The 23,022-nt window shown below is 63.5% G+C and carries 17 protein-coding genes; 7 read left to right on the top strand and 10 right to left on the bottom strand.

Going from position 1 to position 23,022, the window contains the following annotated elements; translation table 11 throughout:
- Positions 1-31: 31 nt before the first annotated feature.
- Both ACFQDI_RS09015 and ACFQDI_RS09020 read left to right on the top strand, forming a co-directional pair.
- Entirely contained in the window at positions 32-1,069 is a 1,038-nt protein-coding gene (locus tag ACFQDI_RS09015) for an SAM-dependent methyltransferase (RefSeq protein WP_377165639.1), read from the top strand.
- Positions 1,066-1,812: a tetratricopeptide repeat protein gene (locus tag ACFQDI_RS09020; protein ID WP_377165640.1), complete on the top strand. Its 747-nt coding sequence runs from the start codon at positions 1,066-1,068 to the stop codon at positions 1,810-1,812. Before ACFQDI_RS09015 ends, ACFQDI_RS09020 begins: the two co-directional genes overlap by 4 nt.
- A gap of 28 nt (positions 1,813-1,840) precedes the next feature.
- Here ACFQDI_RS09020 and ACFQDI_RS09025 read toward each other — a convergent pair whose 3' ends face one another.
- The 3 genes from ACFQDI_RS09025 to tkt form a co-directional block, all read right to left on the bottom strand.
- The gene (locus ACFQDI_RS09025) at positions 1,841-3,088 is read right to left on the bottom strand and encodes an MFS transporter (protein ID WP_377165642.1); all 1,248 of its coding nucleotides are present in this window, start codon (positions 3,086-3,088) and stop codon (positions 1,841-1,843) included.
- A gap of 54 nt (positions 3,089-3,142) precedes the next feature.
- Positions 3,143-4,042: a helix-turn-helix transcriptional regulator gene (locus tag ACFQDI_RS09030; protein WP_377165644.1), complete on the bottom strand. Its 900-nt coding sequence runs from the start codon at positions 4,040-4,042 to the stop codon at positions 3,143-3,145.
- Between the two features lie 126 nt (positions 4,043-4,168).
- Positions 4,169-6,145, bottom strand: a complete 1,977-nt coding sequence (tkt, locus tag ACFQDI_RS09035) for a transketolase (protein ID WP_377165646.1) — start codon at positions 6,143-6,145, stop codon at positions 4,169-4,171.
- A 160-nt stretch (positions 6,146-6,305) separates the two neighbouring features.
- Here tkt and ACFQDI_RS09040 point away from each other — a divergent pair, with 160 nt between their 5' ends.
- From ACFQDI_RS09040 to ACFQDI_RS09050, 3 genes are all read left to right on the top strand, one after another.
- Entirely contained in the window at positions 6,306-6,704 is a 399-nt protein-coding gene (locus ACFQDI_RS09040) for a thioredoxin family protein (RefSeq protein WP_377165648.1), read from the top strand.
- A gap of 104 nt (positions 6,705-6,808) precedes the next feature.
- Complete coding sequence (locus ACFQDI_RS09045) at positions 6,809-7,195, top strand: BlaI/MecI/CopY family transcriptional regulator (RefSeq protein ID WP_377165650.1); 387 nt, start codon at positions 6,809-6,811, stop codon at positions 7,193-7,195.
- Positions 7,192-8,718, top strand: a complete 1,527-nt coding sequence (locus tag ACFQDI_RS09050; protein WP_377165652.1) for a M56 family metallopeptidase — start codon at positions 7,192-7,194, stop codon at positions 8,716-8,718. The genes ACFQDI_RS09045 and ACFQDI_RS09050 overlap by 4 nt, the downstream gene beginning before the upstream one ends.
- Positions 8,719-8,796: 78 nt before the next feature.
- On the opposite strand, the gene ACFQDI_RS09055 is transcribed toward ACFQDI_RS09050, so the two are convergent.
- Positions 8,797-10,281 carry a sulfatase family protein gene (locus tag ACFQDI_RS09055; RefSeq protein ID WP_377165654.1) on the bottom strand — a complete coding sequence of 495 codons (1,485 nt, stop codon included), beginning with the start codon at positions 10,279-10,281 and terminating at the stop codon, positions 8,797-8,799.
- Between the two features lie 30 nt (positions 10,282-10,311).
- Positions 10,312-12,213: a sulfatase family protein gene (locus ACFQDI_RS09060; RefSeq protein WP_377165656.1), complete on the bottom strand. Its 1,902-nt coding sequence runs from the start codon at positions 12,211-12,213 to the stop codon at positions 10,312-10,314.
- Between the two features lie 143 nt (positions 12,214-12,356).
- Between ACFQDI_RS09060 and ACFQDI_RS09065 the strand changes: the two genes are divergently transcribed.
- Positions 12,357-13,787 carry a DUF1501 domain-containing protein gene (locus ACFQDI_RS09065; protein WP_377165658.1) on the top strand — a complete coding sequence of 477 codons (1,431 nt, stop codon included), beginning with the start codon at positions 12,357-12,359 and terminating at the stop codon, positions 13,785-13,787.
- Between the two features lie 24 nt (positions 13,788-13,811).
- On the opposite strand, the gene ACFQDI_RS09070 is transcribed toward ACFQDI_RS09065, so the two are convergent.
- Positions 13,812-15,086: a Gfo/Idh/MocA family protein gene (locus ACFQDI_RS09070; RefSeq protein WP_377165660.1), complete on the bottom strand. Its 1,275-nt coding sequence runs from the start codon at positions 15,084-15,086 to the stop codon at positions 13,812-13,814.
- A gap of 133 nt (positions 15,087-15,219) precedes the next feature.
- On the opposite strand from ACFQDI_RS09070, the gene ACFQDI_RS09075 reads away from it, so the two are divergent.
- Positions 15,220-15,849: a cyclase family protein gene (locus ACFQDI_RS09075; RefSeq protein ID WP_377165662.1), complete on the top strand. Its 630-nt coding sequence runs from the start codon at positions 15,220-15,222 to the stop codon at positions 15,847-15,849.
- A gap of 4 nt (positions 15,850-15,853) precedes the next feature.
- Here ACFQDI_RS09075 and ACFQDI_RS09080 read toward each other — a convergent pair whose 3' ends face one another.
- The 4 genes from ACFQDI_RS09080 to ACFQDI_RS09095 all read right to left on the bottom strand — a co-directional run bounded on the left by ACFQDI_RS09080 (position 15,854) and on the right by ACFQDI_RS09095 (position 23,015).
- The gene (locus ACFQDI_RS09080) at positions 15,854-16,462 is read right to left on the bottom strand and encodes a L,D-transpeptidase family protein (protein ID WP_377165664.1); all 609 of its coding nucleotides are present in this window, start codon (positions 16,460-16,462) and stop codon (positions 15,854-15,856) included.
- Positions 16,463-16,531: 69 nt separating this feature from the next.
- A complete protein-coding gene (locus ACFQDI_RS09085; RefSeq protein ID WP_377165666.1) occupies positions 16,532-16,732 on the bottom strand; it encodes a hypothetical protein in 201 nt (66 codons plus the stop codon).
- 8 nt (positions 16,733-16,740) lie between these two features.
- Positions 16,741-17,586 carry a DUF6576 domain-containing protein gene (locus tag ACFQDI_RS09090; RefSeq protein WP_377165668.1) on the bottom strand — a complete coding sequence of 282 codons (846 nt, stop codon included), beginning with the start codon at positions 17,584-17,586 and terminating at the stop codon, positions 16,741-16,743.
- Between the two features lie 95 nt (positions 17,587-17,681).
- Positions 17,682-23,015: a C39 family peptidase gene (locus ACFQDI_RS09095; protein WP_377165670.1), complete on the bottom strand. Its 5,334-nt coding sequence runs from the start codon at positions 23,013-23,015 to the stop codon at positions 17,682-17,684.
- Positions 23,016-23,022 lie beyond the last annotated feature (7 nt).

Here is a 23,022-nt window from a genome sequence, read left to right on the forward strand (position 1 = left end):
TCCATCACCGGCCGCATAACCCACCACACGCATGAGCACCATCAACGCCATCCTCGCCAGGAACATCCTCCCCGATCCCATGATCCGTCTGGGCATCCGCCAGCGGCTGGCGGAGACGCTGCGGGAAAACAAGCAGCCCACCGTCGAGGCCCAGCGCGCAGCCCTCATGCGCTACGTGCAGGATCTCAAGCAGATGCCCGTGGCCATCGCCACGGACGAGGCCAATGAGCAGCACTACGAGGTGCCCACGCGCTTCTACCAGCTCGTGCTTGGGAAGCACCTCAAGTACAGCTCCGGCTACTGGCCGGATGAGAGCACCACCTTTGATGAATCCGAGGCCGCCATGCTGAAGCTGACCTGCGAGCGCGCCGAGATTCAGGACGGCCAGCGCATTCTGGAACTCGGCTGCGGCTGGGGCTCGCTCTCCCTGTGGATGGCAGAGCATTATCCGAATGCGCAGATCACCAGCGTTTCGAATTCACGCACGCAAAAGCTCTTCATTGATGCCGAGGCGCAGAAGCGCGGGCTGAAAAACCTCACCATCATCACCGCCAACATGGTGCACTTCCAGGGCGTCGGAGACGGCATCTTTGACCGCTGCGTCTCGGTGGAGATGTTTGAGCACATGAAAAACTACCAGGAGCTGCTGCGCCGCGTCTCCACCTGGCTCAAGCCTCGAGGCAAGCTCTTCGTGCACATCTTCACCCACCGCGAGTACGCCTACCATTACGAGGTGCGCAGCGATGACGACTGGATGGCCAAGTACTTCTTCACCGGCGGCCAGATGCCCAGCGACGACCTGCTGCTCTACTTCCAGGACGATCTGAAAATCGAGGACCACTGGTGCGTCAGCGGCCTGCATTATTCCAAAACAAGCGAGGCCTGGCTGGCCAACATGGATGCCCACAAATCGGAGATCCTGCCTCTGTTTGCCGAGACCTACGGCAAGGACCAGGTGACCAAGTGGTGGGTCTGGTGGCGCCTGTTTTTCCTCGCCTGCGCCGAGCTCTGGGGCTACCGCGGCGGCGAGGAGTGGATCGTTTCACACTATCGTTTCATCAAGCCATGAAAGCCATTCTGACAGCGGCGGCCCTCCTGCTGGCGGGGCCTGTGTGGGCAAACTTCGCAGAGTTGGTGAAGCAGGGAGATGCCTACGATGCGCAGTACAAGCCGGAGGCTGCGCTGCAATATTATCTCCCCGCCGAAAAGCTGAATCCGAACGACGCTGCGCTGCTGGTGAAGATCGCGCGGCAGTATGTCTATCGCATGACCGGCCTGCCTGACAATGCAGCCCGGCTCAAGTCAGGACGCACCGGCCTGGCCTACGCTGAGCGCGCGGTCAAAATGGCTCCCAATGAGTCGGACCCGCATCTCGCCGTCGCCATCTGCCTGGGCAAGCTCACCCCCCTCGTTGGCAACCGCGAAGGCATCGAAGCCTCGCACAGGATCAAGGCCGAGGCGGAGGCCGCTGCCCGGCTCAATCCCAAAAACGACTTTGCCTGGCACTTGCTGGGCCGCTGGCATCAGGAGCTGGCGCAGATTGGCGGCATGACGCGCGCCGTGGCCAAGATCGTCTATGGCGCCCTGCCCAGCGCCTCTTATGCCGAGGCGGAAAAGTGCTTTCAAAAGGCCATCGCGCTCAAACCTGATCGTCTCATACACTACATTGAACTCGGCCGCACCTACGCCCTCATGGACCGCAAGGCGGAGGCCCGGAAGTTCATCGAGCAAGGTCTGGCGATGACGAACCGCGACCAGGATGATCCGGAGACCAAGGCGCGCGGACGCAAGACTCTGCAGAGCCTTGACTGATCCGCCCGCACTCTGCACCCGCACGCTCTCAGGGGCGCACCTGCTCTTCCGTTTCCACCTCCGGCAGAAACACCGTCAGCAAACCCAGCAGCGGCAGAAAGGCGCAGGCGTGGAAGACGAAGTCGATGCCACGCATGTCGGCCACTTTTCCCAGCACGGCGGAGCCGATGCCGGCGATGCCGAAGGCCAGGCCAAAGAACAGGCCTGCGATCATGCCCACCTTTCCGGGCATCAGCTCCTGCGCATACACCAGGATGGCGGAGAAGGCCGAGGCCAGGATGAGACCGATGATGACCGTCAGCACCGCCGTGAGCCACAGCCCCGCATGCGGCAGCCATAGCGAAAACGGCGCGGCTCCCAGGATGGAGAACCAGATGACGCGCTTGCGCCCGATGCGGTCGCCCACCGGCCCGCCCACGATGGTGCCCACCGCCACGGCAAAGAGGAAGAGGAAGAGATAATACTGCGAGGTCTGCACCGAGACGTCGAAGCGGTTGATCAGGTAAAAGGTGTAGTAGTTGCTCAGGCTCACGAGATACACGTATTTGGAAAAGATCAGCATCACGAGGATGGCCATGGCAAAGGCCACACGGCCTGATGACGGATGCGCGTGTACGGCAGCCGATGAGCGCGCAGGCTTGCGCCGGATGCGATGCAGATTCCGCGCCTGCCACAGGCCGATCTGCCACAGCACCACCACCCCCAGCAGCGCGATGACGGAGAACCACGACAGCGCAGTCTGGCCATGCGGCACGATGAACCACGCCGCCAGCAGCGGTCCGATGGAGGAGCCAGCATTTCCACCCACCTGAAACAGCGACTGCGCCAGCCCACGCCTCCTACCCGCCGCCATGTGCGCGATGCGCGAGGCCTCCGGATGAAAGATCGCCGAGCCCGAGCCTACCAGCCCGGATGCAAACAGGATGGCGGGAAAGCTCTGCGCCCTGGAGAGCGCCAGCAGGCCCATCAGCGTCAGCCCCATGCCGACTGGCAGAGAATAGGGCAAAGGACGCTTGTCCGTGATGTAGCCCACCAGCGGCTGCAGCAGCGAGGCCGTGACCTGAAAGGTCAGCGTGATGAGCCCGAGCTGTGTGAAGGTGAGGCCATACGAATCCTTGAGCACCGGATAGATGGCGGGCAGCAGGGCCTGGATGGTGTCATTCAGCATGTGGGAAAAGCTGATGGCAAACAGCAGCGCAAAAACGGTCTGCCCCGGGTCCGTGGCCGCTGGGGTGACCGCATGAGGTGGTTGGTCCTCGATCAGGGTCTCTTTCATAAGGACCGTGACTCTTCGGCTGAAGCTGCGGGCGGACAATGCCGGCCTCTGGTGCTAGGCGGACTCCGGCTGGTATTTTTCTCGGATTTCCTCGCGGAACTCCATGGGGGTCTGTCCCTCATGACGGCGGAAAAAGCGCGTGAAGTAGGACGGGTCCTGAAAGCCCGTCTGGTAGCCGATCTCGGAGACGCTGAGATCGGAGTGCAGCAGCAGGCGCTTGGCATCCAGCAGACGGCGCAGGCGTATCAGTTCCCCGGCGGCGTGGCCGGTTTCCTCGCGGATGACATCGTTCAGATGGTTCACGGTGATGCCCAGTTCCTTCGCATACGGCGCCAGCGCCGGCCATTCACGAAAGTGCTGCTCCAGCGCCAGATGAAACCGGCGCGTCAGCTGTGTCGCACGCGTGGTTTCGCGCACCGCGTGCTTCTTCGCATAAAGGCGTGCCGCATGGATGAAGACGATGCGCAGTGTGGCGCGCAGCACCTCCTGCACGCCGCTCTGCGGGGCATCGTACTCCGTCTGCAGCTCGGCAAAGAGGGAGATGATCTTTGCCGCCTCCGCCTTGCTCACCGTCAGCCAGGGCGTCACGCCTGAGCCGAAGAAGAAAGGCAGCTCAAAGAGCAGGCTGGGCGGCGGCGCATGATCATCAAAAAACGCCTGCGTGAACGACACCACCGTGCCGCGCATCTGCGGCGCGGGGTGGATGGTGTGCACCTGCCCGGGGCTCAGGAAAAACAGCGTCACCTGTTTCACCTCATGGTCACGGAAATCATGCATCAGCCTGCCTCCGCCCGTGATGAGGAAGAGCTGGAAGAAATCATGGAAATGGGGAATCAGCCGCTGCGGCTCCTGCATCATGGAAAACTCCAGCGGCATGACCACACAGCCCTCCGCACGCAGCCGGTCCTGCCCGTACCTGCTCATCTGCAGGGAGGGGATGGTGCGGCGGTTCATGGTGTACGGCGATGAGTGGACATGTGATTACGAGGTCCGGCGAGCCGAAGATGTGTGGACATAAAAAAGAGAGGCTGTTTCCAGCCTCTCTTCGTGAGTTTTCAGAACTGTTGGTTATCAGTCCGCTTACGCCAACGCCGCAGCCACGGCCTCGGCGGTGATGCCGAGCTCCTTGAAGACGGTGGCGCCGGGGGCGCTGATGCCGAAGCGGTCGATGCCGATCACCTGGCCCTGCGTGCCGACGTATTTCCACCACAGACCGGAGACGCCGGCCTCGATGGCGATGCGCTTGGTGCAGGCGGCGGGCAGGACGGATTCGCGGTAGGCGGCGTCCTGACGGTCAAAGCGCTCAAAGCAGGGCAGGCTGACGACGCGCACGCCGGGCTTGCCCTTGGCACCTGCCACGGCCCACTGCACTTCGGAACCAGTGGCGATGACGATGGCTTCCAGCGGAGCGGTTTCCTTCACCAGCACGTAGCCGCCCTTGAGGGTGCCTTCGCGGCGGGTGGCGGCGCTGGCGATGCCCTGGTGTGGCAGGTCCTGACGGCTGAGCGCGAGGAGCGTGGGGCCGTCTGCGCGGCTGAAGGCGGCGGCAAAGGCGGCGGCGGTTTCTTCGGCGTCGCCGGGGCGGATCACGTCCAGATTTGGGATCACACGCAGGCCGCTGACGGTTTCCACCGGCTGGTGGGTCGGGCCGTCTTCACCCACACCCACGGAGTCATGGGTGAAGATGTAGGTGACGGGCAGCTTGGCCAGGGCGGCCAGGCGGATGCTCGGGCGGCAGTAGTCGGCAAAGACGAGGAAGGTCGCGCCGCTGGCGAGGAAGAGGCCGTCGTAGGCCAGGCCGTTGCAGATGGCGCCCATGGCGTGCTCACGGATGCCGAACCAGATGTTGCGGCCGGTCGGATTGGCGGCGCTGAAGTCGCCCATGCCGGTGAGGTAGTTCTTGGTGGAGCCAAAGAGGTCGGCGCTGCCGGTGACGAGATGCGGCACGGCCTTGGCGATGTGGTTGAGGATCTCGCCACCGCTGTTGCGCGTGGCGGCCTTGCCTTCGGCGGGATATTCCGGCACCACCTTGAGGAGGTCTTCGGCCTTCAGGCTGCCATGGCGGGCGGCGTCCAGTTCTTTGGCGAGAGCAGGGTTGGCGGCGCTCCAGGCCAGGAAGACCTTGTTCCATTCGCCGTGGGCGGCGGCGCGCTTGTTCTTCAGGTCGGCAAAGTAGGCCTTCACCTCGTCGCTGACGTAGAAGTGGGTGCCTTCGGGGATGCCGAGGCCCTTCTTGGCGGAATCGACAAACTTCGCACCGCCCTCGCCGTGGCCCTTGGCCGTGCCGGCCACTTCGGGGATGCCTTTGCCGATGATCGTCTTGGCGATGATGATGGTGGGCTTGCCGTTGTCGCTCTTCTTGGCGGTGTCGATCGCAGCCTTGATGGCGTCGAGGTCGTGGCCGTCGATGGTAACGGCGTTCCAGCCCAGCGCGGTGTAGAGCGCCTGGGTGTCTTCGCTCTGGGTCACCTTGGCCATGGCGTCCAGCGTCACATCGTTGGAGTCATAGATGACGATCAGGTTGTCCAGGTGGTTGTGGGCGGCAAAGGCCACAGCCTCACGAGCCACACCTTCCTGAAGGCAGCCGTCGCCAGCGAGGGCGATGACGTGGTTGTCGATGATTTTGTGCTCGGCGGTGTTGTACTTCGCCGCAGCCATCTTGCCGGAGAGCGCGTAGCCCACGGCATTGCCGATGCCCTGGCCCAGCGGGCCGGTGGTGGACTCCACGCCGGGGGTCTCATGGAATTCAGGATGCCCCGGGGTGATGGAATGCAGCACGCGGAACTTGGACACATCGTCGATGGACACCTCGTAGCCGCTGAGGTGCAGCCAGGAGTAGATGAACATGGAGCCGTGGCCGGCGCTGAGGATGAAGCGGTCGCGGTTCAGCCATTTGGGGTCGGCGGGGTCGCACTGGAGGGTTTCGCCGAAAAGGACGGCGCCGACTTCAGCGGCACCGAGGGGCAGGCCGAGGTGGCCGGAGGAGCACTTGTGCACGGCATCCATGGCGAGACCACGGGCTTCGTTGGCAGCTTGAGCGAGGAGGGTTTTGTTCATGAGAGTTGGTTCAGGATCAGGTAGGGTCAAAAAAGCGCCAGATGCGGCCAAGCGCGGGAGCCTTTCTTACTAGTGCAGGGGTGGGTTTCAAGGTCGAAAACTGGGGGGAATCGGACGTTATCGTCCCTTGCCATCCGGCCTCCTGCCCGGATGGTACCACATGAACAAAGGAAACCTGCCCATCTGGATCGCCGGGGCTGTCCTGCTGTACATTGGCTGGATCGCCTTTGACATGCTGCGTCCGGTGTCTGGCGGCGGCAGCGGGGCTCTCACCACGATCAGCACCGTGCGCACGGCCAAGCTTCCCGTGCTGGTGGAGTTTTACGCCGACTGGTGCGGCCCCTGCAAGGTGGTGGGTCCCATGGTGGAGGAACTGGCCCAGGAACTCAGGGGCAAGGCCCTGGTGATCCGCATCAACATTGATGAAAACCCGACGCTGGCACGTGAGCATGGTGTCGGCCCCATCCCCACCTTCATCGCCTTCAAGTCGGGGCGCGAGACGGGCCGCGAGATCGGCGGCATCCCCAAAGAGCGCATGCGGGAGCTGCTGGGGCTGTGAGAGGCCCTGCTGAACAAGCAAAGCGAGGGCAAGAGTCAGCCACCTGCTGAAATTTCAACATGGAGCCTTGACATTGGCCTGCTGGTGTTGAAAAATCAACACCCATGTGGAACGACAAACATTCCAGTGAGCTCAGCCGTCGCGAGCGGCAGGTGGTGGAAATCGTGATGAAGCATGGGCGGCTCTCCGCTCGTGAGATTGAAGAAAAGCTGCCGGACGCTCCCACCTACTCGGCGGTGCGGTCCATCCTCCGCCTGCTGGTGGAGCGCGGGCATCTGATCAAAACACAGGCGGATGGGCGGGACTGGTTCTCGCTGCCGGTCTCGCCTCAAAAGGCGCGTGTCAGCGCGCTGCACAGCTTTGTGAGCCGCTTTTTTGAAAACTCCGCAGGCGAGGCCGCGCTGGCGCTGCTGGGACAGAAAAATGTGAAGCTGTCCAAGGAGGAAGCGGAAAAACTCATCCAGCTCATTGAGGAGGCACGCGAATCATGAACATCTGGTTCGAAGACTTGCTCCGTTTTCTCACCCAGAATCCAAACTTTGGACTGCTCGCGTCCGCCTTGCTCACCAGCACGGCGGTGGTTTGTGTGGCGAAGACCGTGGCTCTGCAACTGCGTCGGCGCTCCGCCCGGGCGCGCAGCATTGTCTGGCGGATCGCCATGCTGGCGCTGCTGGCAGTAGGTGTGTGGCGGCTGATGCCGGAGGCGGCTCCTCCTGTGGCGGTGGTGGAATGGCGTGTGTCATTCCCTGCTGCTTTGCCAGATGAGCCTGCTTTACCTGCACTGGTGCTCCCAGAGAAAAGCGCATGGCAGCGCGTTCTGATGTTTCTGGAGGGAGCCAGCATCCAGCTCTGGCTGGGCACGGCCACAGTGCTGCTGCTGAGGCGCGTGCTGAGGGCGTGGGCCGGACTGCTCTGGCTGCGCCGACGGAGTGATCAGGCACCTGATTTCATCCAGCGGCTGCTGTGGAAAATGAATGCACCGGATGGCCTGCAGTGTCGTGTCGCACAGCGACTCCATTCCCCCATGCTCTCGGGCTGGCGCAGGCCGGTGATCTGGCTGCCGCCAGATGCGGCCCAATGGGATGAGCGGCGGTTGGGCGTGGTGCTGCGCCATGAGCTGGCCCACCTGCAGCGTGCAGACGTGGCGTGGCAATGGCTGGCGCAATGCACCGCCTGCCTCTGGTGGTGGCAGCCGCTGGCATGGCTCGCGTTGAGTTCTCTGCGAAACGAAACTGAACACGCCGCGGATGACGCCGCTGTGCTCGCCGGAGAGAGCATGCATGATTATGCGCGGACGCTGGTGGAGATCGCCGCCAGTCTGCCCTCATCTCTGGGCAAATTGCCGGGGGTGGCGATGTTTGGAGGAGAGTCTGTACAAAGGCGCGTGCGGGAGCTGATGAAGGCCAGCCAGTGGCGCGGCCGCATCGGTGTCGGGGCGCTAAGTTTGATCTCCCTCGTAGCGGTGATCCTCGCGGTGCTGGCGGCGACGAAGGTGGAATTCAAACCGAAGGCACCGATGTATCAGAGCGAGGCAAAACTCGTAGCCGGAGGTCTGGATGACAAAGTTGAAAACTGGCAGGCCTGGCGCGATGATTTTAACGGCACAATCACTGAAACGCTGGAGTCTTCGGAAATGAAACGCCGGGCTTTGGAACGCACTCGGGCCTTACATCCAGACCTCAGGGGCAGAGATGTTGAAATCCATGTATCACTCCAGGAACCACAGATGCAGGGCTCGAGCATGTTTGGCGTGCAGGCGCTCAGTGAGGACAGGGAATACGCCCGGGTCTTCCTGGATGCATTGCTGGATGAATTCATCGCTTTTCGACAAGCGATCCGCAGACAGTCTGGCGGCAAAGCTCTGCAAAAGCTCAGTCAGGATGAGCGGGCGAATCCTCCTCCGGGGTCTGCCGAAAGCAGAGATTACGTAGCGATCCAGAAGCGCGCTCAGCCCGCCACCGAAGTCATGCAAAGCGGATTGGTTCCCGTTTGGAAGCTCTGGAGGAAAGAATAGAAACAGCCCGCTGAAGAAAGCACGACTAAGAAGCCGGTTCACAACAAAAAGGACCCCGCCAAAGCTACGGGCTGAACATCACCTCGGCCCAGGCGCATTGATGTGCGCGGCATCCTTGTCCCAGCCTGCGGGAGTGCCGCGATAGTCGGCTTCCTTGAGCTTGAGTTTGTTGCCGGTTTCGCGGTCAAAGGAGTCTTTGGAGAGGCTCGCCGGAGCGGAGTCGCCGGTGGCGGTGGTCCATTCGGTCATGGCTTTGGCGAGACGTGCTTTGACGGAGGCGTAGTTGGCATCATCGGCGAGGTTCTGCAGTTGCAGCGGGTCAGCGTCAGTGCGGTAGAGCTCCACGGTGGGGCGTGGGGAAAGGAAGACATCTGCCTGCGGTGGCGTGAGCTTTCCGGCATCGCGCACGGCGCGCAGGCTCTGGAAGGAGGGCGAGTGCACGGAGTCCGCCGGCCCCTGCCACGCGAGGTCGGGGCGTGAATTGACGATGTATAGAAAGCCCTCTGAGCGCACCGAGCGGCCGTGCGCCTCGTAGTCGTGCCAGTTGTGCTCGGAGAAGGCGTACTTGCGCGGGGTGGCAGCGGGATCGGCCAGCACGGGCGCAAAGCTGAGCCCCTGCATGGTGGGCGGTACTGCGACTCCAGCGAGCGTGAGCACGGTGGGCGCGATGTCGATGCTGCTGATGAGGCTTTGTGTAGGAGTGCCTGCTTTGGCGATGCCCTTGGGCCAGTGCGCGATGAAGGGCGTCTTCATGCCGGAATCATGCAGGCGTGTCTTGGCGCGGGGGAAGGGGCGGCCGTTGTCCGCCATGATCATGATGAGCGTGTCGTCCAGCGTGCCTTCCTTCTCCAGCTCTGTCACGACGAGGCCGATGAAGTAATCCCAGCGCGTGATCTCGTTGTAGTAGGAGGCCAGGTCATCGCGCGTGGCGGCATCGTCATTCAGGTAAGGCGGCACGATGACCTTGGCGGGATCGTGCTTGGGACCGTAGAGGTCGGCCTTCCAGTCCTTGTCGGCGTCCCAGGCGCGGTGAGCGTCCAGGGAGGCAAACCAGAAGAAGAACGGCTTGTCTTTGGGGCGCTGCTGCACGGTCTTCACCCAGGTGGCGTGGCCGCCTTTGTTGCCGGGCTCGTTGCCTGCATCCACAAGATCAAACGGCTCGGGCTGCGGCTGCTCGCCAGCGGCGGGTTTGTCGGAGGTCATGTGGTGCTTGCCCACCAGTGCGGTGTACCAGCCCGCCTCACGCAGCAGGCGCGGAAACCACGGCAGGTGCGCAGCGATGGGCTGGTGCAGCTCGGAGGCACGCCCATTGTTGTGCGGATAGCGGCCGGTGATGACGCTGGAGCGGCTGGGGCTGCAGCTGCTGGCCACCAGGATGGCCTCGTCAAAGCGCCGCCCTTTGGCTGCGAGCCTGTCGATGTTCGGCGTGCGTGCGGCTGCGTTGCCGTAGCAGCCGAGGTCGTCATAGCTCACGTCATCGGCGATGAAGAGGATCACATTGGGCGCTGCTGCAGCATTGCTGATGCAAAGCAGCAGGCAGGCGAGGAGGCGGGGCAGGGACATGGGGCAAAATGCAGATGAGAATCCGAGCGCCTACTTTTTCTTCCCCTTCTTCTTGGCGGCAGGCGCGCCTTCGGCATCACCTGCGGGGAGTTTTTCGCCCTTCAGGTCTGCCAGCAGGCGGGACACGTAGCCGTTGAAGCGGGCATCGGGAGACTCGCCTTTCGCTGGCAGTGCTTTGATCTGCTCGGCGATGGGCTGGGCCTTGTCGCCGAGATCGCCGATGGCATTGAGTGCGCTGATGGAGGTGAAGACATCGTGCTGGCTCCAGTTGGCCAGATTTGCCAGCGCGGTCAGGGCGGCGGCGCGTTCGGAGTCGCTGCCGTATTTGGCCAGCGTCCAGTGGGCCACGACCTGCACATAGGTGGAGCTGTCTTTGGCTGCTTGAGCAATCTCATCGTGTGCTGCGCTGAGTCCGGCACTGCCGCGCATCAGGATGCCCATGGCGGACCAGTAGCGCAGCGCGCTGTCTTTGTCGGCAAATCCGGCCTTCAGATCCGGCATGGCGTCCGCCTTCATGGAGGATGCCTGGCCTGCGGCTTTGAGGATGCGGGCCAGCGGATACATCTTGTCATCGTGCGCCATGTCGTAGGGCGTGGTGCCTTCGGAGCGGTGATGCATCTCGCCCTCGCAGATCATGCCCACATCGCGGATCTTCAGTGCCAGGCCTTCCTGCGTGGCGCGCATCCTGGCCAGCGTCTCGGCGTGCTCGGGTTTGGCGGCGAGGTTGTGTACTTCATCGGGGTCGCTCTGCAGATCGTAGAGTTCCTCGGCATCTTTGGGTGTCTTCCAGAAGATGGACTGCTCCGGCGTGGTCTTGCCCGCATCGTAGAGCTTGCGCCACACGGCGGTGGTGGGGGTTTCAAACTGGTAGTTCACATGCTGGCCCTGCGAGAGGTGGGGCATGTAGTTGCGCAGATAGACAAAGCGCCCGTCCGTGACGCTGCGCACGCAGTCGTAGCGCTCGTCCATGCGGCCGCGGAAGCCATACACGTAGGGCTGCGGCTCGGTCTGAAACTTGCCGGCAAAGGCGTGGCCCTGCATCCACTCCGGCGGCTGCACGCCGATGAGGCTGAGCAGCGTGGGCGCGAGATCGACAAAGCTCACGAGGCGGTCTGACTTCACACCGGCGCCATACTCCTTCGGCGCGAGGTGCTTCCACTTGGGCGGGAAGTACACGACCATGGGCACCTGCAGGCCGGAGTTGCTGGGCCAGCGCTTGTTGCGCGGCATGCCGCTGCCGTGGTCGGCGTAATAAAAGACAATGGTATCTTCTGCCAGGCCGGCGGCTTCCAGTTCCTTCAGGCGGTTGCCTGCCGAGGCATCCGCGAGCGTCACCTGATCATAGTACTGCGCCCAGTCCTGACGCACCTCGGGCGTGTCAGGGTGGTAGGCAGGCACTCGGGCCTTGGCGGGATCGTGAATGGCCACATGCGGGCGTTTGCGGATCTGGCTCTCGTGGCTGCACTGCTCATTGAAGATGGCAAAGAAGGGCTGGCCGTCCTTGCGGTTCTTCCAGTGCGCCTTGCCGTTCGACTCACCCCACACGCCCTCGGGTTTCTGCAGGTTGTAGTCCTCCTTGTTGTTGTTCGTGCAGTAGTAGCCCGCCTCGCGGAGAAACTGCGGATACATCTTGGTCCCCTTGGGCATGGCCGCCATGCTGCGCATGTGCTCGCCGCCGGTGGAGGGGGAATACATGCCCGCAATGATGGTGGTGCGCGCTGCTGCGCAGACGGGGCCGCAGGACCACGCGTGCTTGAAAAGCATGCCCTTCGCCGCCAGTGCATCCACATTCGGCGTGTCGGCATACGTGTCGCCATAGCAGCCCATGTGCGGCCCGTGGTCCTCACTGGTGAGCCAGAGGATGTTGGGCCGGTCTGCGGCAGATGCCGAAACGACAATGAAGGACGAAAGGAAGAGGCTGAGGAGCTTCATGGGCCGGGTGGAACGACGGCACTAGCGGCGATCCTTCACATGAATTCGCCCGCATGGACAAACCCGCCGCACGGATTGTGCTGCGCCGCTGGCCTGGATAGACGGCGTGGCCAATCAGCGATTTCTATGCGTCAATCAACGCCATGAACCTCCGCCACGAACTCCAGGCCGAATACGCCCGCTACCGCACCCGCCGCTGGTTTTTCAAAGACTGCGGCGTGGGGCTGGCCAGCATCGCGGCGGCGGATCTCATGTCGCGCACGGCGGGTGCCGCACCGGTTCCGGCAAATCCACTGGCGGTGAAAAAGCCTCACTACCCTGGCAAGGCCAAGCGGGTGATCTACCTCTTCATGGGCGGCGCGCCCAGCCATCTGGAGCTTTTTGACAACAAGCCCGAGCTTTCCAAATGGGACGGCAAGCTGCCACCGCCGGACCTTCTCAAAGGCTACCGCGCCGCGTTCATCAATCCCAACAGCAAGCTGCTCGGCCCGAAGTTCAAATTCGCCCGCCATGGCCAGAGCGGCGCGGAGCTGAGCGAGCTGCTGCCACATCTCTCCGGAATCGCGGACGACCTCACGATCGTGCGGTCGATGAAGACGGACGCCTTCAATCACGCGCCGGGGCAGATCTTGATGAGCACCGGCTCGCAGATTTTTGGCCGCCCCAGCTTTGGCGCATGGACGCTCTACGGTCTCGGCACCGAGAATCAGGACCTGCCCGGCTACGTGGTCATGCAAAGCGGCCAGAAAGGCCCCAGCGGCGGCATGAGCAATTTCGGCTGCGGCTTCCTGCCCACCGTCTATCAGGGCGTGCCCTTCCGCAGCAGCGGCGAGCCCGTTCTCTACCTGAGCAATCCGGAAGGCGTCAGCGATGCCACGCAGCGCGACACGCTGGACGTACTCAAGCAGCTCAACGAAGAACGCCTCGGCGCAGTGGGAGATCCCGAGATCGCCAGCCGCATCAACAGCTTTGAGCTGGCCTACCGCATGCAGCAGACCGCGCCTGAGCTGATGGACATCTCCCAGGAGCCCAAGCACATCCTCGACATGTACGGAGCCAAGCCCGGCGAGGCCTCCTTTGCCAACAACTGCCTGCTCGCGCGTCGCCTCATCGAAAGCGGCGTGCGCTTTGTGCAGCTCTTCCATGAAGCCTGGGACCACCACGGTGGTCTGGTGAACGGCCTCAAGCAGCAGTGCGGTCTCACCGACAAGCCCTGCGCCGCTCTCGTGCGCGACCTCAAGCAGCGCGGCCTGCTGGAGGACACCCTCGTCATTTGGGGCGGTGAATTTGGCCGCACGCCGATGGTGCAAGGCGGCAGCGATGGCCGCGACCACCACCCGAACTGCTTCAGCATGTGGTTCTCCGGCGGCGGCATGAAGCCCGGCATCACCCTCGGGCAGAGCGATGAGTTTGGATTCAATGTGACCGAAGACCCCGTGCACGTGCACGACCTGCACGCCACGCTGCTGCACCTCCTCGGCTTCGAGCACACAAAGCTCAACCAGCGCTTCCAAGGGCTGGATATGCGCCTCACCGGCGTCGCTGGTGAGCTGGTGCCCAAGCTCCTGGCGTAGGACAACCGTCCCGGTTGTCCCACCTCAGATCCCATACCCCGCCCGGTACGCCTTGTGGATGATCGCATCCGCCTCCGGCGTATTCGGCGACTTCATCGCCTTCGCATCCCACTCCACACGTTTGCCGAAGCGCACCGCCAGCAGTCCCACCAGCAGCGATTCCGTGAACGGCGCTGAGTACCAGAAGCCGCTCTTCGCATCCTGTGGGTTGCCGGTTTTGCAGGCTTCCAGGAATTCCTTGCGGTGGCCGCCCAGGCAGCGTGGGATGGTCTTCGCGGGGATGACGAACTGCTGCATATTCGTCTCCGGCACGAGGCGCGGTGTGCCAGACCAGCCACCGGCGAGGATGCAGCCTTTGTCTCCCACAAAGTAGATGCCGTTGTCGCCGAGGTTGCGGGTCTCCTCCAGGCCCTCGGGGCGTGGGGGCAGCTTGCCGCCGTCATACCACACCATCTTCACCGCAGGGCGGTCACCCTTGGCTGGGAAATGGTAGGTGATGATGCTCCATACGGGATAGGACTGGTTGTTGTTCGGCCCGCTTTCCGCCTCCACCCAATCGGGGGGATCGAGATCCAGCGCATAAAAGGCAGGATCAGCGTTGTGCACAGCCATGTCTCCCAAAGCACCGCAGCCAAAGTCCCACCACCCACGCCATTTGCGCGGGCAGAAATCGGGATGGTAGGCGCGTTCCTTGGCCGGGCCCAGCCACAGGTTCCAGTCGAGGTTCTTGGGCACGGGCGGCGCGTCCGTCGGGTAGGCCTTGCCCTGCGAGTCCCAAAACTTGCCAGGTCGATCAGACCACACATGCACCTCGCTCACTTTGCCGATGGCTCCGGCCTGGATCCACTCACGCGTCAGGCGGATGCCCTCGCTCGCGTGGCCCTGGTTGCCCATCTGCGTCACACGCCTGGTCTCCGCCGCCACGTCGCGCATGGCACGGGCTTCCGCAATGGTGTGCGCCAGCGGCTTCTCCACATACACATGGCGCCCGGCGCGCATGGCCATGATGCTCGCAGGCGCATGCACATGGTCGGGCGTGGCGACGAGCACGGCGTCGATGTCCTTCTGCTTGTCGATCAGCTCGCGGTAGTCGCGGTAGAGCTTCGCATTCGGGTACTTTTTGAGGGTGCCTGCCGCATGGTCCAGATCCACGTCACAGAGCGCCACGATGTTCGCCAGGCCGGAGTCGTCCAGGTCCCGAATGTCTCCCCCGCCCTGCCCCCCGATGCCGATGCAGCCGAGGTTCACCTTCTCACTCGGCGGCGTGAAGCCCGGACCGCCGATGACATGGCGAGGCACGATTTGAAAGCCGAAAACGGCCGCTGCAGTGGATTTAACAAACTGACGACGAGGAAGCTGGGACATCCCAAGAAAACGCAAAATAAAAACAACCTCTTGCTTAGAGCCTGCCCTCAGGCTCGTATTAGTCCTTATGAAACGACCTTGGAAAGACGTGTCCGTTCCCTTGCGCGATGGTATGGCACACTGGCCCGGTGATCCCGAGTGCCACATCAAACGCGTAGTCAGCATGGACGACGGTGCGGTATGCAATCTCACCCACCTCTCCATGAGCGCCCACACCGGCACCCACATGGACGCCCCGCGTCATTTCGTCGCCGATGGCATGACCATGGAGCAGATGCCGCTGGAGCCCGTCATAGGCCGTTGCCGCGTCTATGAGCTCGACTGTGAAGACCAGATCACCGCCGACGACCTCAGAAAGCTCAAGATCGCCCCGCGCCAGCGCCTGCTCTTCAAGACACGGAACTCCACCCGCAGCTGGGCCATGAACGAGTTCGACAGGGATTTTGTCTCCATCCGGGCTGATGCCGCCCAGTATCTGGTCGACCAGGGCGTCACCACCGTGGGCGTTGACTACCTCAGCATCGGCGGCTTCAACAAGGACGGGGTGGAAACGCACCAGATCATGCTCGGCGCTGGTATCTGGGTGATCGAAGGCCTCAATCTGGCCGAGATCAAACCCGGCTACTACGAGCTCATCTGCCTGCCCCTCAAAATCGAAGGCGCAGATGGCGCCCCCTGCCGCGTGGTGCTGCGCTAGCCGGCTACGGGTCCAGCTTTGAAGGGGCCGCATGAGCGGCCTTGTGGATGTGCACATGCACGCCGGGCCTGCACAGCTCCCAGCATTTCTGCTGCGGTGCCTCGGGGCAGCGCACGCAGCCGTGGCTGGTACAGCAGCCGCGCTCAAAGCCGCCGACGTGTACGCCCACGCCGTCGTCAGTCAGCCGCAGCCAGAACGGCATGGCGATGCCGAGATACTTGGTGCCCGCAGGCTTCGGCCCCTGGTGCTCCCAGGCCCGCGCCACCACGACCTCTCCGCCATCCGTCCTGACGTACTGGCCGTAGAGATCGGAGCGCTTGAGCGGCAGTTTTTCCTTCACCACAAAGTCACCCGTCGGGGTCTCATGGCCGGGCAGCCCGGGAGACACATCCATCTCCACCAGCACACACGCATTTTCGTCCAGCAGCTGTGCCGTCTGGCTGGCCAGCGAGATGTCCATGCGCACCTTGCCTGGCTTGGTGGCGGCACACCGTTCCTCATCGATGTGCCAGCGAGGATGCCTGAATGCCGGTGCGGCAGGCTGCTTTTTCACAAGCTGGCAGGCGGCGAGGCAGACAGGCAGCAGCAGGCAGAGATGGAGTTTGGTGGGCATGGTCAGGCAGAGGGTCCGTGCGAAATGTCAGGACACCCGTTGCATCATACGGGCTGCCCTGCGGCGGGATCAATGCCTGGCGGCGGCTTTTCTGGCCAGTTCAAACTGCGCAGTCTCCTCCTTCGTCATGCCAAAAAGGCGGAGCCTTTCAGTGCCACGCCAGCCTTTCGGCTCCACCCAGCGAACGGACCAGCCTGAGAGGTCCAGTGATTGGCGCGAGGTGGTGACAAACAGGCCTGCAAGCACCGGAAAGCAGCGGACCAGATTCATGGAAAAGGTCAGTTGGCCCGCCGCTTCATTTCCTCGCTCGCCTTGTCCAGGATGCGCCTCTCTTCGGCACTGAGGCTGTGCATGCCCTTGTGGCTGATCTTGTCCAGGATTTCATCCACCGTGGGCACGCTGCTGCTTTTGGGCGCGGCTTTGGCGGCCCGTGCGGCTGATGGCGCACGTCTGGGCCGGGAGGGGAGCTTGAGCGCGCCGGTCTCGTAGCGGATGAAAAGCCAGGCCACGGCGATGCACCCCAGGAGGATCAGCAAACCGGCCCAGTCGCGCACCAGGATTCGCTGCAGGGCATAGACGGCGTTGAAAATGGCCGCCAGCTGCCAGGCATCAATCGTGATCACGAGCAGCGATATTTTGGCGCGGGCATACAGCGCCGCGAAGGCGTTGAACACGCCAAACTCGAGCATTTGGATCCCTGCGGCAAAGGGCAGGCCCAGCATCATGGACATCCCGAAAGGCCCGCGATACCCCGCCAGCCCCAGCAATGTGGCCAGGAGGGGAGGCGTCAGCCAAAGCAGGATCAGCAGCTTGATGAAGGCACGCCTGCCCAGATGCCGCTCCACAGCCTCCCCAAAATTCCAAAGCATGTAGCAGCCCAGCACGACCCAGATGTCCGGCGGATTGAAAAGGACGTAGCTGAACAAGGTCCAAAACCGCCATTCAACGAATGCATTGTGGTATGTGTAGATGAGCCATGGAGCACCCGCGATGCCCAGGATGGAGGTCAAAACAATGCTCGCCACCCCCACAAGGGCGATGATGGCGGCGAGATACACAGGGTGTGTCTTCCACCACGTCAGCGGCAGGTGGTCTTTGGAGTCGGGAAGCCAGGAGTCAAACATGGTGGGGAAAGCGCACAGAAGTCACCCATGGTACGCTCCAGCGCCAATAAAGACTGTCATCCATTGACGCCATCTGCACACCCGGCGGCCTCCGTTCACTGCCTCAGCGGGGCTGGCATCGTCTGGGATCTGCGCAGCAGATCCTCCACCCTTTTTTCAAGATCCTGATCTCCGGCAGATTTGCCAGGGCGCTCGACAGGCGGCGTGTAAGGCATGGCCCGCGACGGCAGCTCGTAGATGGGTGTTCGCGACGGCGTCGTGGATGAGCCGCAATGGCGGAGCACGTTGATCGAAAAAATGACCGCGCAGACAAAGGCCGCCCTGGAAAATCCACCGCCCGATGCGGGCCGCTGCTCCCAGCTCCCGGTGCGGCCCCTCGTCTGCGGCATGGCCTCCGTTCGCGGCTTTGGCTGCTGCCAGGGCAGCACGCTTGCGCCGGTGTGCTCGCGCATCAGCCTCATGGCGCGCTCAAAGTCGCGCTTGGCCTGCAGCGAGACCGCCTGCTTCATGAAGTACTGGTTGCAGTCGGCCAGGAATTTCCTGTACCGCTCCCGCCCTGCGGCGGCCGGTTTCGTCATCACCTCACACAACGCACGGGTGATGTACATGGGCAGCCGCACCGGCGACTCCACATCGTCGTTGATGTCCGTGTCTTTCAGCAGCAGCAGCGCCTGGTCATAGTCCTCCTTCCAGGCACACCCCAGCGCCGCGATCACCGAGTGCAGGTTCCACGTGGAATCGCGGATTCCCTTCGTGACCACATGCATGCAGACCTCCTCCGCACGCTCCGGGCGCAGCAGCTCGCGCAGGCTCACGGCGAGATTCCACAGCACCCAGCCTTCCGCATCATCCCTCAGGTAGTCCGGCTCCAGCCAGTCTGCACAGGCCTGAAACTCCCCGCTCCTGGCGAGCGCGTAGCTCACCTTGCCCCAGATCTCCCCGCGCTGGCGCAGCTGCGGCTCGCAGGCCTGGATGAAGTTGATCACGTGCGGTTTCGCCGCCTGCGCCTCTCCGATTAGGTCAAGGTAGAGCGAAATGGCGGGATCCAGTCTGGCCCCGAGCCTCGGCAGCCATTCGACCAGCCGGCTCCAGCACTGCCAGCGCCGGTTCTGGGCCTCCCGGTGGACCCACAGCATGGCAAAGGCAGGCCCGAGCGTGTTGCTCTCCGCAGCAGCGTTGAGCGTCTGGTCCAGCATCAGGGCAAACTTGCGCCTGGAGTCGGTGAAGTAATCGAGAATGAGCTGCAGCAGCCCTCCCATCATGTCTGGGTGCACGGCCAGCGCGGAGAGATCCCTGCGCACCTGCTCCACATCATCCTTGCTGGCGGCTGCCAGCATGAGATACACACGGCTGATAAGCGCCGGCTGGCCGATGCCTGGCAGCAGCGCCGCCGCAGCACGCAGCCCATCCACATCTCGTTTTTCCCAGTAGAGGCCGAGCAGCCGCTCGGCAGCATACGGGCTGGAGGGGGCCACATGCAGCGCCTGCTTCAGGTGCTGGATTCCCTCCTCGCGTTTTCCCAGGCGCAGAGCCGCATCTGCCGCGACGCAGTAGGCACCGGCAGAGCGGGGCGCCAGGCGCACCATCTCCGTGGCCGCCTGCTGCAGCGCCGTCCAGTCTGAGCTCTGCTCCGCCCACTGCGCATACATCTCCCAGCCCCAGTAATAGTCCCGGTGCCTGTCCAGGATGGCGCGCATCTGGCGCATGGCTTCGGGCACGTTGCCCCGGACGGCGCGCAGCCAGGCCAGCCGCCCCTGCACCGTGTAGGGCACTTCACTGCCCCACGGTCCTTTGGCCGGCACCGCCATCGCTTCATCCAGTCGGCCCAGTTGCGCCAGGATTTCCATCCGGTAATCCCAGGCATCCAAGAGCCACGGATTGAGCCCCGTCGCATGGTCGAGCGCGCTGAGTATCGAGGAGATTTTTGCCAGCGGCAGGAGTTTGGCCAGGATGAGCCATGACCGCGCTTCATCAGGCCGCGTCTCTGTGAGGCCCGTCGCAGCCTCGATGAGCCGGTCCCTTTTCCTCAGCGTCTCCGCCCAGTTTTGCATGCAGCCCCACGCCCAGTTCTGCCCCGGGTCCTCCTTCACGGCGTTCTCCGCCAGCTGCCATGCCTCCTCACGTCGGTCCGTCTGCCAGAACAGCAGGGCCAGCGCTCGCCGGATCGTCATGTCCAGGGGCAGGCGGGTGCGTGCACGCAGGAGTTCTTCGATCGCCTCGCCCCCTTTGCCGTTGTCCTCCAGACATTCGGCCAGCAGGCACCAGCCATCCGTCCAGTCAGGGTTCAGATTCACCACATGCCTCGCGCAGGCGATGGCGGCATCCGGACGCTCCAGTGCCCGCCACACCAGCGCCATGTCACGCCAGGAGCCGGGTGTGAGCGCAAATTTTTGCGTGGCTTCCTGCGCCAGCAGCACCGCCTCGTGCTTGTGGCCGGAGTCAATCATCTGCGCCAGCAGCACAGACCACGCCTCCCACAGGTCCGGGCGCGCCTGCCAGATCTCACGCAGCTCCGCCAGCAGCTCCTCCTGGGAGAGGACGGTGAAGGCCAGCTCCCGGTAGGCATGCAGCGCGTTCCCATTCAGCACCTGCCGGATCATTTCCCGGCGGATGAAAGCCAGCCCCTCACGCTTGGCGGCGGTGTCCTCGCACAGCGAGAGCAGCCCTTCAAAGGAGGCAGGAAAGTTCACATCCAGCCGGATGGAAGTTTGGAAATGTTCGGCGGCTTGCTTCTCACGCTTGCAGCCGGCCAGCACCAGCCCCAGCACTCCATGGCTGGCTGCCTGGTCGGGGGCCACCTCCACCGCCTGCGACGCCGGCTCCACAGCCTCTTCGGCACGCCCCCCGTCACGCAGGATCAGCGCCAGCTCCCGCCATGCCCACGGATCTTCCGGGTGCAGCGCCGCCACTCGCCTGGCCTCCCTTTCCGCCAGCTTGGAGTCCTCCTCGCGCAGCCAGTGGATGTGGAGCTGCGCCAGATCGTGGTGGTGCGGGAAGCGCGCGCACACCTCCGCGAGATGGTTCAGAGCCGCCTTCTGCCCCCGCGTGGCCGCCAGCTCACGCACGATCCAGCCATGGGCGTCCAGCGCCAGCGGTTCCTTTTCCAGAATCTGCCGCCACACCCCCATCTCACTGGCGTGATCTCCAAACCGCCGGTGCAGCGCGGCACAGGCACGCAGCCACTGGCCCGGCGAGCACCGCCCCTCCGCACGCCGCAGCAGCTCCCAGGCCTTCGTCTGCTCCCCCAGGCGGGCCTCGATGCGCGACAGCTGGATCAGCAGCTCGCCGTCATCCGGCCGGCTTTGGACCGCAGCACGCATCACATCGACCGCTTCTGGCAGGCACATCGAGTCCAGCGCCTGCGCCAGCGTCAGCGCCGGCCCTCCGGACCTAGCCCCATAGCGGCGCCAGCGCTGCCTCAGCCACTCCAGCGCTTTCTCCGTGTGCCCCTGGGTCTGCGCATGCGCAAACCACGTCTGCACCACGTTCTCCACCTTGTCCGCCAGCGAAGCCGCGAAACGGTGAAACGTCAGCCATTCCTCCACCGGCGCACGCTGTGTGCGCCGCAGCATCTCCGCCAGGCTCACCACGCTGCCCGCATCTCCCGCCATCCGTGCATGCACACGCCACGCCAGCAGCCTCGCCTCATCCCAGTCACGTGCGTCTTCCATCAGCACGTCCACGAGGTTTTTGTACAGCGTCACAGGCGCCTTGTCCTCTTTCACCGCCTCGCGCAGCAGTTGCAGCCGCTCAGCCCGCCGGCCCATGGAGCGGAGCGCGGCGTTCTTCCAGTGCACCAGCCGTGGGTCTCCCGGAAATTTTTCCAGCAGCCGGTTGATGCTGTGCAGGCGCTCCACCTCATTGCCGTCAAAGTTCGCCAGCGACATCTGCCCGACGAGCACCAGCCGGTGCTCCGGCGCCAGCATCTCCATTTCCTTGAGCGCGGCGGCAGCGGCAGTGCGGTCATACTCGGCCAGCGCGCTGATGAAGCGGTGGTTGATGTCATAAAGCCCGCTGTCAGGCAGGTTCAGCCCGTTGATTTGCCCTGCCTGCTCCGGCGGCACCATCACCATGCCCTGCGGGCCCGTCAGCCTGTAATTCTCCAAAAACTCGGCGGCTTCGATCTCCCGGTAGTGCGGTTCGGACGGGTCTTGGATGAACAGCGTCTCCCGCAGCAGGTCATACCCGATGACTGCCTGAGCGTGAGCGGACCCCGCCTCCACAGTGCGCAGCACAAACGGCACCTTCAGGCTGATCAGCTGCCTGGCCGCCTCCAGCGTGACGGTGAATTCGCGCACAAAGAAACCGTTCGCGAGCGCCCATGCCCGTTCGCCATGGTCGTAGGTGCCGTCATAGCAGATGGCCTCGGCAATCTGCTCCATCGTCACAGGCCTGTCCCAGAAATGGGCCATGGCTGCCAGCGTCGCAGGTGCGCAGGTGTTGTGCTTCTGGTGCACAAACTCAAAAGGCAGCCGCTCGCGCACATGCGTGGCATCAGGAGCTTCCAGGCGCTTTGCCAGCGCGTTGTAGTAATCAGATTGGATCCCCCTGGCAAGCACCGCCGCCCCTTTGAAATCCCCCCTCAGGGTCAGCAGATCCACCCGCCTCGCAGCCAGCCACTCCCGGCTGTCCGCTTCAGACAGCACCGCCAGCTTCTCGTAGGCGTCTGCCAGCTCCTCCATGCCCGCGTGATCGTCATCCTCCCGTTTCAGCGCCATCAGCTGCGCCGCGATGGCGCACGACTGCATCTCTCCCATCGCCGCAGTGAGAAAGCCCACCGCCTCATCCCGGCGCCCCAGCAGGTGCAGCATGCGCGCGCGAAACTGCACTGCGGGCCGGAACCACGGGCGCAGCACCAGCGCTTCGTCCAGCGCCTCCAGGGCCTCTTCCCGGCGCTCCTCACTCGCCAAAATGCTGCACTTCTCCACCTGCAGCCACGCACTGGGCTCATGCACCGCCACCGCCTCGTGCCAGAGCTGCCAGGCCGTGTCAAAGTCACGGTACCCTGCGGCGATGACCGCCCGCATCGCCTTGAAATCTGAGAGCTGCACCGGCATGAGAGCCGTCATGGATTCCGCAGCCATGCAATGCCGCCACGCAGGCAGCGGACCCCGCCGCTGCTGCAGGTAAAAACCATAGTGCACCGCAGCCTCCGTACTCTGCCGGTCTTCATGCCGAGCCCGGCAGATCAGCAGAGACGCCAGGCGTCCCGCTCCCAGATTTCCGGCCAGCCGGTATCCAAAAGTCTGCGCTTTGGCCCCCCGCCACAGGTCCAGCGGTCCCGCCTTCAGCGCACTCTGATACGCCTCCACATACTGCCCCCGCTCATAGTGGGTCAGCGCCTCTTCAAGCACCGCCTCCTGGACATTCACCCGTTCCTGCGGCCGCTCACGCCTCTCCAGCTTGCTGATTTTAATCGGTTTTCCCATGCTATGA

The organism is Prosthecobacter fluviatilis (assembly GCF_042655725.1).
Lineage (GTDB): Bacteria > Verrucomicrobiota > Verrucomicrobiia > Verrucomicrobiales > Verrucomicrobiaceae > Prosthecobacter > Prosthecobacter fluviatilis.